The organism is Dehalobacter sp., assembly GCA_023667845.1.
Classification (GTDB): domain Bacteria; phylum Bacillota; class Desulfitobacteriia; order Desulfitobacteriales; family Syntrophobotulaceae; genus Dehalobacter.
On record JAMPIU010000073.1, the window covers coordinates 70,209 to 84,395 of the forward strand.

At 46.0% G+C, this 14,187-nt stretch carries 15 protein-coding genes; 1 reads left to right on the plus strand and 14 read right to left on the minus strand.

Going from position 1 to position 14,187, the window contains the following annotated elements:
• Positions 1 to 80 precede the first annotated feature (80 nt).
• The 3 genes from NC238_05795 to NC238_05805 form a co-directional block, all read right to left on the minus strand.
• On the minus strand, positions 81 to 371 hold the full coding sequence (locus NC238_05795; protein ID MCM1565454.1) for a metalloregulator ArsR/SmtB family transcription factor: 291 nt from the start codon (positions 369 to 371) through the stop codon (positions 81 to 83).
• A 181-nt stretch (positions 372 to 552) separates the two neighbouring features.
• On the minus strand, positions 553 to 1,392 hold the full coding sequence (locus NC238_05800; GenBank protein ID MCM1565455.1) for a DegV family protein: 840 nt from the start codon (positions 1,390 to 1,392) through the stop codon (positions 553 to 555).
• Between the two features lie 36 nt (positions 1,393 to 1,428).
• Positions 1,429 to 1,887, minus strand: coding sequence for a MarR family transcriptional regulator (locus NC238_05805; protein MCM1565456.1), 459 nt, complete (start codon positions 1,885 to 1,887; stop codon positions 1,429 to 1,431).
• A gap of 220 nt (positions 1,888 to 2,107) precedes the next feature.
• Here NC238_05805 and NC238_05810 point away from each other — a divergent pair, with 220 nt between their 5' ends.
• Positions 2,108 to 2,305, plus strand: coding sequence for a hypothetical protein (locus NC238_05810; protein MCM1565457.1), 198 nt, complete (start codon positions 2,108 to 2,110; stop codon positions 2,303 to 2,305).
• Positions 2,306 to 2,460: 155 nt separating this feature from the next.
• On the opposite strand, the gene NC238_05815 is transcribed toward NC238_05810, so the two are convergent.
• The 11 genes from NC238_05815 to tsaE all read right to left on the minus strand — a co-directional run bounded on the left by NC238_05815 (position 2,461) and on the right by tsaE (position 14,178).
• Complete coding sequence (locus NC238_05815) at positions 2,461 to 2,682, minus strand: hypothetical protein (GenBank protein MCM1565458.1); 222 nt, start codon at positions 2,680 to 2,682, stop codon at positions 2,461 to 2,463.
• Between the two features lie 236 nt (positions 2,683 to 2,918).
• Positions 2,919 to 4,004 carry a S1 family peptidase gene (locus NC238_05820; GenBank protein MCM1565459.1) on the minus strand — a complete coding sequence of 362 codons (1,086 nt, stop codon included), beginning with the start codon at positions 4,002 to 4,004 and terminating at the stop codon, positions 2,919 to 2,921.
• Between the two features lie 62 nt (positions 4,005 to 4,066).
• Complete coding sequence (locus NC238_05825; GenBank protein ID MCM1565460.1) at positions 4,067 to 4,903, minus strand: NYN domain-containing protein; 837 nt, start codon at positions 4,901 to 4,903, stop codon at positions 4,067 to 4,069.
• A 245-nt stretch (positions 4,904 to 5,148) separates the two neighbouring features.
• The gene (fdhF, locus tag NC238_05830; protein ID MCM1565461.1) at positions 5,149 to 7,824 is read right to left on the minus strand and encodes a formate dehydrogenase subunit alpha; all 2,676 of its coding nucleotides are present in this window, start codon (positions 7,822 to 7,824) and stop codon (positions 5,149 to 5,151) included.
• Positions 7,825 to 7,939: 115 nt separating this feature from the next.
• On the minus strand, positions 7,940 to 9,748 hold the full coding sequence (nuoF, locus tag NC238_05835; GenBank protein ID MCM1565462.1) for an NADH-quinone oxidoreductase subunit NuoF: 1,809 nt from the start codon (positions 9,746 to 9,748) through the stop codon (positions 7,940 to 7,942).
• 151 nt (positions 9,749 to 9,899) lie between these two features.
• Entirely contained in the window at positions 9,900 to 10,397 is a 498-nt protein-coding gene (gene nuoE, locus NC238_05840) for an NADH-quinone oxidoreductase subunit NuoE (protein ID MCM1565463.1), read from the minus strand.
• A 40-nt stretch (positions 10,398 to 10,437) separates the two neighbouring features.
• Positions 10,438 to 11,013, minus strand: coding sequence for a 5-formyltetrahydrofolate cyclo-ligase (locus NC238_05845; GenBank protein ID MCM1565464.1), 576 nt, complete (start codon positions 11,011 to 11,013; stop codon positions 10,438 to 10,440).
• Between the two features lie 345 nt (positions 11,014 to 11,358).
• Entirely contained in the window at positions 11,359 to 12,378 is a 1,020-nt protein-coding gene (gene tsaD / locus NC238_05850) for a tRNA (adenosine(37)-N6)-threonylcarbamoyltransferase complex transferase subunit TsaD (protein ID MCM1565465.1), read from the minus strand.
• A gap of 32 nt (positions 12,379 to 12,410) precedes the next feature.
• A complete protein-coding gene (gene rimI / locus NC238_05855; protein ID MCM1565466.1) occupies positions 12,411 to 12,896 on the minus strand; it encodes a ribosomal protein S18-alanine N-acetyltransferase in 486 nt (161 codons plus the stop codon).
• 73 nt (positions 12,897 to 12,969) lie between these two features.
• Positions 12,970 to 13,680 carry a tRNA (adenosine(37)-N6)-threonylcarbamoyltransferase complex dimerization subunit type 1 TsaB gene (gene tsaB, locus NC238_05860; protein ID MCM1565467.1) on the minus strand — a complete coding sequence of 237 codons (711 nt, stop codon included), beginning with the start codon at positions 13,678 to 13,680 and terminating at the stop codon, positions 12,970 to 12,972.
• A 72-nt stretch (positions 13,681 to 13,752) separates the two neighbouring features.
• Entirely contained in the window at positions 13,753 to 14,178 is a 426-nt protein-coding gene (gene tsaE, locus NC238_05865) for a tRNA (adenosine(37)-N6)-threonylcarbamoyltransferase complex ATPase subunit type 1 TsaE (GenBank protein MCM1565468.1), read from the minus strand.
• Between the last annotated feature and the right edge of the window lie 9 nt (positions 14,179 to 14,187).

Consider the following 14,187-nt stretch of genomic DNA (forward strand, 5'->3'; position numbering starts at 1 on the left):
ACGACCTCCTCCACCCTATATTATTATTGTTTATTTTTTTAGTTTTATTGCTTAATAATTCAAATTAAAAATATTTAGTATTATTCGGAAAACATCAGGTGGATCAACTTTTTCACTAATAGATTCTGAACCGAGTAAAAGACCTCGAGTCCTTCGCGTCTACCCCTTATAATTCCCTTATTTCTCAACGCAGATAAGTGCTGAGAAATTGTCGACTGCGGAATACTCAGACAATTCTGCATGCTCATTACATTGCTTTCCCCATTTTCCATCAGGCCTTTGACAATGCAAAGCCGGACAGGGTGGGAAAGTACTTTTAATATATCCGCCTTTTCTTCGAAATAAACCGGATTATCCTTATAAGTCAACAAGCAAATCCCCTCCATATTCTTATATTTGTATATTAGGATATATCAATATATTTGTCAATTCTATCATTACCGTTATTCATTCTTTTCTTTCCTCTATCCGTAAATTCTATTTTTGAGATGCTAAAAAACCACACCTCCTACTGAAGATGCGGGGCGAATCATCATAAACGGGTCTGCTTCCCTATCCGAAACAGCTTATTCCTATGCAGCCTGCGCCAGCATGGGTTCCAATCACAGGGCCCAGCGAAAATATCATAATTTCTTTTGGCGCATATTCTTTGAGAATGATCTGTTTAAATTCCTCCAGACTCTCAGGTGCTGCAGCCTGCGCAATACAAATTCTCTTATTATTTAAATCCACATGGTTGTTTTTTAGGTTCTCCAGAATCCAAAAGAAGGCTTTCTTTCTTCCTCTGGCTTTTCCTACGACAATGACGGCTCCGTCTTTAATAGAAATAATTGGCTTAATACCCAGGATACTGCCGGCAAATGCACTGGTCGCTGATAGTCTTCCGCCTTTTTTCAGATTCTCTAGATTGTCAATAACGCCATAGAATTGAACCTGATCTTTCAGAATCTCAATGGTTCTAACAATATCCTCCGCACTTTTACCTGCAGCAGCCATCTCGGCTGCCTCAACGACCAATAGTCCAAGTCCGAAAGTAGCGCTATTAGAGTCGATTACATAGATTCTGCCCTTATTCATGATCTCCCTGGCCATTACAGCGGAATTATACGTTCCGCTCAGCTTGGAAGAAATAAAAATACCGATGATTTCATCGCCTTGGTCTACGTGTTTGGTAAATTCCGCGACAAACTCACCCGGATTCACCTGGGCTGTCGTCGGCAGTTCTTTATGCCTTGCCATTTTGGCGTAAAACTCTTCGTTGGTAATATCAACGCCGTCTCTATATTCCTCTTCCCCAAACAGGACTTTCAACGACACGACAGTAATGTTATATTTCTCTATCAAATAGCCGGGGAGATCACTTGTACTGTCCGTAATAATCCTAACTGACATTCTTTCCAACCTCCCGTGTCTGTGCAGCTTGCTCTGTTATTTTTCTCTTCTTTTCAAATTGTACTTGACCTTAAAATACCCGTTAATATTTTCGAGAGCCGAGACAAGTACTTCCATTTCCTCATCCGAAAGTCGGGAAATGGTTGTTTGGATCATTTCATCATGAAACCCGGCATGATGCTTATAAGCCTGTACACCTTTGTCGGTAAGAGAAACTAGCACAATCCGTCGGTCATCATCACTTCTGATCCGGTTTACATAGCCTTTCTGCACAAGGTTGTTAGCCGAGAAGGTCAGAGTCCCAATCGTAATGTCCAAGTCTCTGGCTACAGAAGACATGTTGCGCTTAGTGAGGCCAATTGCTTCAATCACATGTATTTCTGTGATAGAGAGGTCGCTGAATTCATTCTCCTTAAGGGACAGTTCTTCGATTTGGAGAATGTTGTTGAATAGTTTTACCAGGAGTTCATTTAAAGTCCCATAAAGATTATTCATAAAGCACCACTTACCATCATACTTCTTTGTTTGACGCTCAAACTAAATTAGTTTTACTATATGTCAGGCCAATGTTTTTGTCAATTCGAAATATATTTTTTAGGAAGATTTTTTAGAAAAATACCATAAAACCCCTTGGATCATGAACATACCTCAGACAAGCCGAATAATATAAAAAGACAAGTCGATGCTGTGACACAAGAAGAAAGGGGACCATACAATGCTTCAACAGGTTATCCGTACGCAGGAAGTAGATTCGTCAGAGTCTTTCCCTGTCCTCAGATTGATCGGCGCAATTGCTGCCGCTGGTCTGGGGTTATTTTTAGCTGCCTGGCCTTCAATCGTTAACCCAATCGCGATTCTGTCCGGTCTGATCTTGCTGCTTCTCGGAGTCGTCATTTTCCGTTTGAGTTTCTAAAGGGATATGCAGTTTGCGGCTGTCCAAATATTTTTGGGGCAGCCCATGTTCCTCTTATCTTATTAAAGCCCTTTGGGCCCTATCTTCATCTTAAGAGGAGGAATTTCAATGTCATTACTTTTTGATCAACGGTTGGGCGGCTGTTGCTGTAATCGTTACCCTTTCCCCCCTGAACCACCTTTGCCCCCTATTCCGCCTATTCCACCACATCCACCTGTTCCACCGATTCCGCCAATCCCCCCACCGCCTGTTATTGGTTTTATCCCGGGATTGATAGCCGGAGTTGTTTTAGCAAGTTTATTCCTTATTATTAACTTTTTTATCTTTTCTCCGGTATTAATCATCGCCTTCGTCATCTTGCTTATTGCATTGATCATTTTAGCCCTCAGATAAGCGCAGTTTCGGAATAGGGAACACAAACAGCAGCGTCTGGTCTTACGGAGGATTCCTTGCCAGGAACCCTCCTCTTTTAATATACACAAACCATGCCAAAGAAAGGACATTTTAAAAAGCGCCGGATTTGCAAGCAATTCAATAAATGCCGGTCCATTCGTGGCCGTCAAAAAACTCTGGTATGTACGTCAGGTACAAAACCAGAGTTTGAATAACTGCACTAGAACTTTACTTGAAGTGTTTCGAGAACCTGATTGATCGGATTAATAATTGTACTTTGATTTGAGCCGGCAAATAGCAGACCTACAGCCCTGTTTCTGTGATCTACAACCAATGATCCGCTGTCTCCCAGTTCAGACATTTTGGAAGCAATGATCTGTTTTTCAAATAACAGAATTCTACCTTCTCCATAATTGACTTTTACTGTTGAATTAATTGCTCTGATTTTGCCAATCGTTAGTCCTGTAGTTCTCCCTGATTTTTTTACCGTCATGCCGGGTGCGGCCTCAGTCACACCCGTAACTTTACCGATCTCCAATATTCCTGGGCTCACAGCGGCGGCACTTACCGGTTTGGCCACAGCGCAGTCCACGCAATTCGGATTAGGGTAAACATTTAATGCCGCATACCTTGCAAGATAACCGATAGCCTCATTTGAACCATCTATTCCTGCCGGTTGAGTAATTAGATCGTTGATCGAGGCCCGGGCATTGCGCATCATCGATGTATTGACCAAGACATGATTATTGGATAAGATCAGAGGATGGCTGCTTTTTTGATCATAGACTAACGCTCCAAAGGTTCCGGCTCCCCCCTGATAATGACCAATACTGACACCCGGGACTGCAGGTCTGACCAAAGAAGTCCTGCTGACCGCCGAAGAACCTCCCCGTTCTTTAATTAGCCATCTCCATAGACTCAGGAAGTCACCAGCATTTATTCTTTCTTTGGTTGTAGCTTTTGCATTAAAATTGGAAGTCAGGTTTTTGTGCAGGGTTTTGGGGAAATTTTTCGCGGGATTCCCCACGAGGTTTCGAAGGAAAACAACGAACCCTTGTGCTGCTGCGCGCCTGCCACTGGCTTCATTGTGAGCAAAAATTTCCCCAATTTCGATTACATCGGTGAGTATATTATTAATCAGATTTGGTACACATTCATTGTCCCTGAGTTCCGAGCGGGGAATCTTTTTCTCGACAAAAACAAGTAATGCTTCCGCTCCCGTCGGATGACCATTGGTTTCTTTAATCCCGTTACCAAAGCCTATGACTCCGGGCATTGCCAACATTTCTTGCAGCTGATCGTTCATTGGACACCTTTCCTTTTTTCCATATCCTATGAGAAAAAAGGACAATCGGTGACAGGCTTCCGTTACTTCTCAACAATCTCTGAACTCAATCTTGCGTAACGGGCTGCAAGCTGTTCTGTCAGATTACTGCTCAGGATTTCTGTGATCAATGGGTTGACCAGGTTTAACAAATAGATCTTGGTCTTTTTGATGACAAGGTTTGGATCACGGAATTCTTTTTCTATCAGGCAGTTCTCCGTCAAAAGGTACTGGATAAAATCTTTGACTTCAGAAGCCGTTCTTCCTAGCTTGGTACTTAAATACGACCGAGCCCTGGTGGAAGCAACATAGGGCAATCTCATCTGCATCTCAGCAATCAATTCGATTCCTGTCGGAAAATCATCAACCGGCATATACTTGGCAGAATCCTTATTGAGAAGATTAAAGAAAACATCCAGACTTTCACAGTAAGGAATCAGCAAGTGATTGATTTTGTCTTTGACACCGATGATTCGGACTTCTTTCCCCCAGGCACGGATTCTTCGGATAATAGGCAGGAAATCGCCATCACTTGTAAATAAAAGAAACAGTTCTGCGGCTTTCGGTCTGGTCACCAGAATTTCCTGAACCTCCAGCATTAGTTCCGTATCGGCTGCATTTGCACGGATTTCGGTGTTCACATAGTTATTTTTCCCATAGACATGACGCGTGAAGATGTTTTTCTTTTCAAAGGCAGTTTGGGTCCTCCAGAATTCTTCCTTGTCAAAATTTGCATACAAATAGACGGCTTTTAGATCCACTCCAATATGATCCGCATAGTCCTCCAGGAGCTGAATAAACTCCTCGGGCATCAGCCTATAGCCGTATTCGTGAAGGCCTTCCCAGATATTTTCGTAATCAACAAATGCTATTGCCTTCAATGAAGATACCCCTTTTGCTCATTGTTCCTCTATCAATATATGTCTGCCTCGGACAAGGAGTGACAGGCTTATGTTTATCAAAAGTCTATGATTTTCTTTCTACAAAAAATAAGGTCTTCCCTCAGATTTAAACTCTGAAGGAAGACTTTTTTAGTTGGTGAGAAATTTTGTATTTTTTGCCTTTCATGCATATTCTTTAATATTTACCTTGATGATGCAAATAATTAGCAACTGCCCGTATTGTTTTACTTCGAAATTCTAACTGCACACACCTTGTATTCGTACGTACCCGAGACCTTATCGCAAGCTGCGTTCGTCAAAACGTTGACCGGGGAGTCCACATAGTGGAACGTCATGAAGATCATTCCGGGCGGAACTTTGTCCGTTACCCTGACCTTTGTATCCACTTCGCCCCGGCGCGAGGAGACCCTGACCTTCTCACCGTCACAGACATTTAGGTTCCTGGCATCTTCAGGGTTGACCTCGGCGAATTCTTCTGCCGAATAAGCACTTAACACGTCTGAATAGCGCGTCGAGATGTTATAGTGGCTCAGTTTGCGTCCGGTACTGAGCAGGAAAGGATAATCCTTATCCGGCAGCTCATCCGAAACTCTGGCTTCAATTGGCATAAACAGCCCATTGCCCCGCGTGCAGCCATCCATATGCAGGATCGGGGTACCCGGATGGGTTTCACAGGTAACCGGCCACTGCAGGCCATGCGTTCCGAGACGTTCGTGCGAAATACCCGCGTACTGCGGCGCCAGTGAAGAAACTTCATTCATGATGTCTGCCGTTGAATGATAGTTGAAATCAGAGCCCATTCTGTTGGCAATGGCACTGATAATCTGCCAGTCTGGTTTGGCTCCTTCAGCAGGCTCAACCGCTTTGTTGACCATTTGCACGCGGCGTTCGGTATTCGTAAATGTTCCGGTTTTTTCCGCGTAGCTCACGCCGGGAAGCACGACATCGGCCAGTTTGGCTGTCTCGGTAAGGAAGATATCCTGGACAACCAGAAAGTCAAGTGCCTGTAATCCCTTGCGTACATGGTGGGCATCCGCATCCGTTGAAACCGGGTCCTCACCCATGATATACATTGCTTTCAGCTTCCCTTTAAGAGAGGCTTCAAACATATCCGGGATCATGTACCCTTTGTTCGGGTTTAAAGGTACTCCCCAGACTTTTTCAAATTTGTCTCTTGCTTTTTCGTCTTCCACTTTCTGATATCCCGGGAAGAAGTTCGGCAGCGCGCCCATATCACAGGCTCCCTGGACATTGTTTTGTCCCCGCAGCGGATTGACGCCGGAATTTTCTTTGCCAAGATTGCCGGTCAGCATGGCCAGGTTGGCCAGGGACATCACATTGTCCGTACCGGTGATATGCTCGGTAATGCCCAGTGTATAGAAGATCTGGGCACTTTCGGCTGTAGCATAGATCTCCGCGGCCTGATAAAGCAGTTCCTCCTGAACCCCGGTAACCCTGCTGACATACTCGGGCGTATATTTGGGAAGGATCACCTTCAGTCCTTCATATCCTTCCGTTCTTTTTTCAATAAAGGAACGATCTTCCCATCCCTGACTCAGAATGATATGCATCAGCCCGTTGACCAGCGTGATGTCTGTTCCGGGCCGCAGCCGCATCCAGACTTCGGCAAACCCGGTCAGCTCAATTCCCCTCGGATCGGCTACAATCAGTCTGCAGCCGTTGAGTACTGCCTGCTTGATCTTGCCGCCGATGACGGGATGGGCTTCAGTCGTATTGGAACCGATCACAAAAATAACCTTGGAATGCGGTATTTCACCAATTGAGTTCGTCATAGCTCCCGAGCCAAATGAAGTGGCCAGACCGGCCACAGAGGGAGCGTGTCAGGTCCGGGCGCAATGATCGATGTTATTGGTCCCGATCACTGCGCGCATCAGTTTTTGCATCAGGTAATTGTCTTCATTGATACAGCGTGCTGAGCTTAAAGCACCCAGCGAATCAGGACCGCTCTCAGCCTTGATTGCCGTAAATTTCTCTGCGATAAGGTCAAGGGCTTCGTCCCAGTCCGATTCGACCAGTTCACCGTCTTTTCTGATCAGCGGCGCTTGCAGGCGGTTTGGGCTGTGGATCGTATCATATCCAAACCGTCCTTTCACGCACAGTGCCCTGCCATTGACCGGTGCATCGGAACTGGAGGTTACGCCGATCACTTTGCCGTCCTTGACGTTCAGATCAAAATTGCAGCCTGTTCCGCAGTAAGGACACGTGGTCCGAACCTTTTTGATTTCCCAGGGGCGTCCTTTGCCGATCATTTGTTTTTCAGTCAGTGCGCCAACCGGACAAACGGCCAGACATGAGCCGCAGAATACACAATCCGAGTCACCATACGGCAGGTTAAAAGCAGGCCCGACCTGGGTTTCAAAACCGCGTTTGGAATAATCCAGAACATCATTGACCTGAATCTCGGCGCAAGCCCTCACGCATTTGCCGCATAAAATGCATTTATTCATATCCCGAAAAATGAACGGATTGCTGTCATCCGGGTCAGAGCAGCGTTTCTCTCCCTGAAAAGTATTTCCTTTAACCTGATATTCATAGGCATAACGGGAAAGATCGCAGTCACCCATCTTTTCGCAGGTTAGGCAGTCAATATCATGGTTCGCTAAAATCAATTCCAGGATAGTTCTGCGGGCTTCCCTAATTTCCGGTGTTGAAGTCCTTATGACCATCCCCTGTTGTACTTCCATCGTACATGCTGTAGCCAGGTTTCGCATGCCTTCTACTTCGACCATGCACAACCTGCAAGCGCCCCAGTTGGTCAGTTCGGGAGCATGGCACAGTGTCGGAACAAAAATCCCGTTTTTCCGGCAAGCTTCCAAAATCGTAGATTTTGCTGAGGCCAATACAGTTTTTCCGTCAATTTGGAGTTGAACCTTTTCCACACTCTCACTCCTTTTTCACTTTTCATCCAAGCAAACAATACAAATCACTCGACATTCAAATAAACGAATACCAGATCAGCCATTCCTAGGCTTATCTGGATAACCATTTGAAATACTAAGCTAAGCTGATTGCATTAAATTTGCATTTTTTCAGACAAGCCCCGCATTTAATGCATTTCTGCGTATCGATCACATAGGGTGTCTCTTTATCCCCGGTGATGCAGCCGACCGGACAGACTTTGGAACATTGCCCGCAGCGCTTGCATTTTTCATTGTCGACCGTATATTCCATCAGCGCGGTACAGGCATGTGCCGGACATCGTTTCTCAAAGATATGGGCTTCATATTCGTGACGGAAATAGCGCAGTGTCGCGAGCAGTGGATTCGGGGCTGTCTGACCAAGACCACACAGTGATGTCCGTTTGATAACCTTGGCCAGATTTTCCAGCGTATTCAGGTCCTCAGCTTGCCCCTCACCCTTGGTGATCCGGACCAGGATTTCCAGAAGCCGCTTCGTTCCTTCCCGGCAGGGTGTACACTTGCCGCAGGATTCCTTCTGGGTAAAGCTTAAGAAAAAACGGGCAATATCGACCATACATGTCGTATTATCAAGGATAACCAGTCCACCTGAGCCAACCATTGCTCCTGCGGCGGTCAGATTATCATAATCGACTTCAATATCCAGCATTTCCTCGGGCAGACAGCCTCCGGAGGGCCCCCCGATCTGAACAGCCTTAAATTGGTTCCCGTCCTTGATCCCGCCGCCGATATCAAAGATGATGTCCCTCAGCGTGATCCCCATCGGCACTTCCACCAGGCCGGTGTTATTGACCTTGCCGGTCAGAGCAAATATCTTGGTGCCTTTGCTTTTTTCAGTGCCAAATTGCGTATACCAGTCTGTGCCATTCCGTAAAATATACGGTACATTGGCCCAGGTCTCGACGTTGTTAATATTAGTCGGTTTTCCCCAGAGGCCTTTGACGGCAGGGTAGGGAGGCCTGACCGTCGGCATCCCGCGCTTGCCTTCGATGGAAGCAATCAGGGCCGTCTCCTCGCCACAGACAAAAGCGCCTGCACCGGCTTTGATCTTTAGTTTGAAGTTAAATCCGGAATTCAGGATGTTATTGCCCAGTAATCCGTTTTCCTCAGCCTGGGCAATCGCGGTTCTCAGCCTGTCGATCGCGAGCGGATATTCGGCCCGGCAGTAGATATAACCCTCGTCAGCGCCAATCGCGTAAGCGCCGATCAGCATTCCTTCAATCACCGCATGCGGGTCTCCTTCAAGAACGCCCCTGTCCATGAATGCACCGGGGTCTCCTTCATCGGCGTTGCAGATCACATATTTTTTCGTGCCCTCTGACTGGCGGCATAGACTCCATTTAAGTCCTGTCGGAAAACCTGCACCTCCGCGGCCTCTCAAGCCTGATTTTTTGACTTCCTCCACAACCTCGTCCGGGCTCATGGTTTGAATCGCTTTGGCCAAACCCTTGTAGCCATCTTTAGCGAGATAATGGCTGATTTCCTCCGGGTCGATCTTGCCGCAGTTATCAAGGATGATCCGTTTCTGTTTGGCAAATAAATTCACGGTCTCAAAATTTGCCGCGAGTTTCCCCGATACCGGATCCTCGTAAAGAAGTCTTTCAACTTTTTCATCACGTATAATATCTTTTTCGATGATTTCGGAAATGTCCTCCGCTTTAACCTTCGTATAGAAAGTCTTGTCCGGTTCAATGATCACGGTCGGCCCTTGTTCGCAAAAACCATGACAGCCCGTAGAGCGGACGTCAGCCGTATGGATGCCTCTTTCAGCCAATCCTTCCCTGAGTAGATCGATTAATGTCTGGGAACCCGAAGAAAAGCAGCCTGTTCCATTGCAGACCAGAACCTGCTTATTTTTTCTGTCTGGTTCCAGGATCAAAGACATTAGTTTCTGCCTCTGCTGTTTGCAGGAAACATCGTCATGGCACAACGGCCCTTCCGTCCTGCATTGAACATAATCGGAACAGGGAGTGGATGCTGTATGATGACATTTTTCACAACACGGGTTCGCTAAAACCTTCATCGTTTCCCCTCCCTTATTTAAATCTTTTCAGAATATCCGGCACCAGGCCGGAATTCATATTCCCAAAAACCTGACCGTTGATGGTCATGACAGGAGCCAGGCCACAGGCTCCAATACAAGCAACGGTTTCCAACGTGAATCTTTGATCAGCGGTAGTCTCTCCGGCAACAATTGCGAGTTCACGTTCAATCTCAGAAAGTACTTTCTGAGCGCCCCTGACGTGACAGGCCGTTCCCATACAAACCCGGATCAAATTACGGCCTGTTGGTTTCAGTCTGAACTGAGCATAGAAAGTAACGACGCCAAATACTTTTGCCTCAGGAATCTTCAGTCCTTTGGCAATGGCCCGCATGACGGCCTCAGGAAGATAACCATACACTTCCTGAGCTTCCTGGAGAACCGGAATAAGAGCACCATCATGACCCTGATAAGCAGAGAGGATCTCATTCAGCCTGTATTGGTTGGAATCGGCAAATACTGCCTCTTGTTTAGAGTCACAACACTTACACATATTCACTCTCCTTAAATTGTCATAATCTTCGCAAATATGATTATGGAACATAGATTACACCATTTTCTGTAAGCAGTAAAGACATTTTAAAATCGTGATCCTCTGCTGCAATTTTTTCAACCAGCTGGCAATCGTACGCCAAACCGACGATGCAGACGTCTTTCCTTAATTGAGGTAGAAAACGGTCATAAAAGCCTTTGCCGAAACCAATCCTTTCGCCTTGCCTGTCGAATACGACACCCGGAACCAGAATCAGATCAATTTCTTCTGGGGGTACCGGATGCAAGCGATCAGGACGCGGCTCTCTGATCCCAAAAGTCCCTGACTGCACATCATCTTTAACATTTCTGATCTCACACGGAATGATAGTTTCCCCCTGACATAACGGAATGATCAGCTTTTTTCGTGCTTCGAGCGTTTCTTCGGCAACCCCGGTAGTTTCTGCTTCATCCCAATAATTTAAGTACATCATAATTATCTCAGCGTTCTGATAAGCTGGCAAAGACATTATATTCCTCTGAATCCGATCATTTTTTTGCCTACGTTCATCAGCTGTCATGACCCTCCTGATTTGAAGAACTTTTTTTCGGAATAAATCTTTTTCTTTTTCGTTCACGTTCTGCTTCCTCCTGGTCATATGTCTGCATTATAGAGCAAAATTAATCAAATTTTCGACATTAATCACTTCTAAAATTGCAATTTCCTAACAATGATGTTCGTTTAGCATTTTTCCCCTAAGAAATTATCCCCATCCGCAGTAGCCAAAGAACAAGTTTTTTCATGGTTTATCCACATTATCCACAACCGTTGTGGATAAATATTGCATCCTATGTTTTTCTTATACCTATTCTTTTTTGTCGATTTTTTCACCATAATAAATAAAAAATATAAAGTTTTTGATAATTTTGATAATTATTAATGAATAATCGAATATAAACTGATGTAACTGCGTCCTCCAATTTTACAGATTTAAGCCAGGAACTGCATTTAACTTCCATGAAGCATAATCATCATTCATAAAGCGATAATAACCGGCTAGTGCAATCATCGCACCATTGTCGGTACAGTATACCGGCGAAGGATAAACAAAAGAGATCCCGCGGTGATCCAGTTCCTGCTGCAGCGCTTGCCGCAAATTGCTGTTTGCTGCAACCCCGCCGGCCAGGGCCAAGGTCTTAACCGGATATTTTTCCAAGGCCCGGAGGGTTTTCTGCACAAGCACCTCCACAACGGCAGCCTGGAAAGAAGCTGCCAGGTCGGCAGTATTCAAAACTTCGCCCTTCATCCGGGCCCTGTTTAAGGTATTAAGAACCGAGGACTTTAACCCGCTGAAACTAAAATCAAAGCTCCCGGTCTCCAGCATCGCTTTGGGAAAATCAAAAGCTGCTGCGTTTCCTTGGAAAGCAGCTTTCTGGATATTCGGACCGCCCGGATATCCAAATCCGAGCGCCCGGGCTACTTTGTCAAAGGCTTCCCCGGCAGCATCATCCCTGGTTCTGCCGATCACTTCATAGTCTAGATGCCCCCTAAAAATAATCAGATTGGTATGTCCGCCGGATGCCAAAAGCGCCAGCAGCGGGAAACGCAAGCCCGGATGCTCCAAGAAATTGGCATAAACATGCCCCTCCAGATGGTTGACGCCGATTAAAGGAATGTCTGCTGCATAGGCCATGGCTTTGGCAGCAGATACTCCCACCAGGAGAGACCCTACCAGCCCCGGGCCGTACGTCACTGCAACCGCAGAAAGATCTTTAAATCCCATACCTGCTTGTCCGAGGGCCTCTGCAACTACCTGGCTGATATGCAGACAGTGTTCCCGTGATGCTATTTCCGGGACAACGCCGCCATACTTTTGATGGGTACCAATCTGAGATGAGATGATGTGACTTTTTAAATCCGTACCGTTGGCTAGGACTGCCGCCGACGTCTCATCACAACTCGTTTCAATACCTAAAATTATTACATTCTTGTTATTGTCCACAATACTCCTCCAACGAGACCAGTTAAGTTCTACTAGAGACTGGCCCACATAATCAGTGCATCCTCCTGGTTGTCGGAATAGTACCCTTTGCGTACTCCGGCGGCCTTAAAACCTAATTTCTCATACAGATTCCGCGCCGCCTGATTAGATACCCGGACTTCCAGTGTAAACCGCAGCACGCCTTTGGCAATCATCTGATAAATCACGTTTTTCATCAGGTATTCACCCCAGCCCTTACCGCGGCATCCCGGCCAGATTGCAACATTTGTAATATGGCCCTCTCCCATGACGATCCAAAGCCCTATATAGCCAATAACCTTGTGATCCAGTTCTAGGCAAAAATAATTGGCTAAAACATTATTTTTCAGTTCTGATGTAAAGGACTCCGTTGTCCATGGCGTGGCAAACGATACTTCCTCAATCGCCACAATGGATGGGATATCCTCAAGCTGCATAGGACGAACGATAGCCTCCGCCTCAGGTTCCCTATTCTGTTCGGCCTGACCTCTTTTTAACATTTTTATCACCTGAATATCAGTATTCTTTTTAATGATGTTTCAGAATTATAGTATGTTGAGAATACCAATATGACTACTGCATTGTACCTTGTTTCTTAAGATAATTGGTTTCAGCTTCTGAGAGACGAATATAAATGGGTTCCAGGGCCTGAAAATTCCCGTCAAAGCATCTTGCCTTCCACTGTTCCCAAACCTCACATGCTGCATAGGCTCCTCTGGGCAGGTACTGGTATTCGGACAGCAGAACGGCCTGGCTGCCGAGTTGTTCCTCCAGAAATTTTCTGGCTCCGGTAACCGCATCCCCAACAAAAAAACAAGGTTTTTGAAGTTCCTTCAACTTCGCTGTGAGCGCCTCCGGCGTAACAGCCTTCGGCCCGTCCAGGCACTCTCTGCCTTCCCGCCAAATATAGCGGGCATAATACCATTCATTTTTACGGGCGTCAAGGATCACAACGGTTTCTTCCGGCCTGCCCTTTCCGGCCCAGGCTAGCGTATCCAGCGAAGTAATTCCGACCAAAGGGATATTGAGGACCTGTGCAAGTCCCTGGGCTGTGGCAATTCCGATCCTGATGCCGGTAAACGACCCCGGACCCCGGACTGCGCCGATAAAATCAAGATCCACGGGTTTCCAGTCGGCAGCATTCAGCAGCTGATCCAGCATCGGGATCAGTCTTTCAGAATGGGTTTTTCCAGTGTTCAGAAATCCCTCTCCGACCAGCCTGCCATCCTGACCCAGGGCCAGCGCAGTCATCTTTGTCGTTGTATCGATTGTCAGATATTTCATAAGCCTCACTGCTCTTAATTATTTTTTCTTAGGACCACAGATTTATTCTAAAGCTTTTTAGCAAGTATGATGTCAAAAATTGAGCATAATTAAACGTGTTTGATCACCGCTTCCCTGAATTCTGATTTCGAGCCTGTCTTCCGGCAGTAAATCCACAATGATTTCCGGCCATTCCAGCAGACAGACACAGTCATCCCGGAAATAATCGGCAACACCAATGATTTCTGCTTCTTCCGGGTAGCGGAGCCTGTATAAATCCATATGAATCAGTTTCAGTCCATCAATTTTGGTACTGTATTCCTGAATTAAGGTAAATGTCGGACTTGTCATGGTGTCCGTAACCCCGAGCCCTTCACCGAGCCCTTTTGCCAGGACTGTTTTACCCGAGCCCAGATCTCCATAAAGACAAATGACCGTGCCTTCCCGGATACTTTGTCCGAGCAGTTTTCCGAGAAGAAAAGTCTCCTCAGAACTTGTCGATTCAATCAGCCGTTCCATATTTTCACG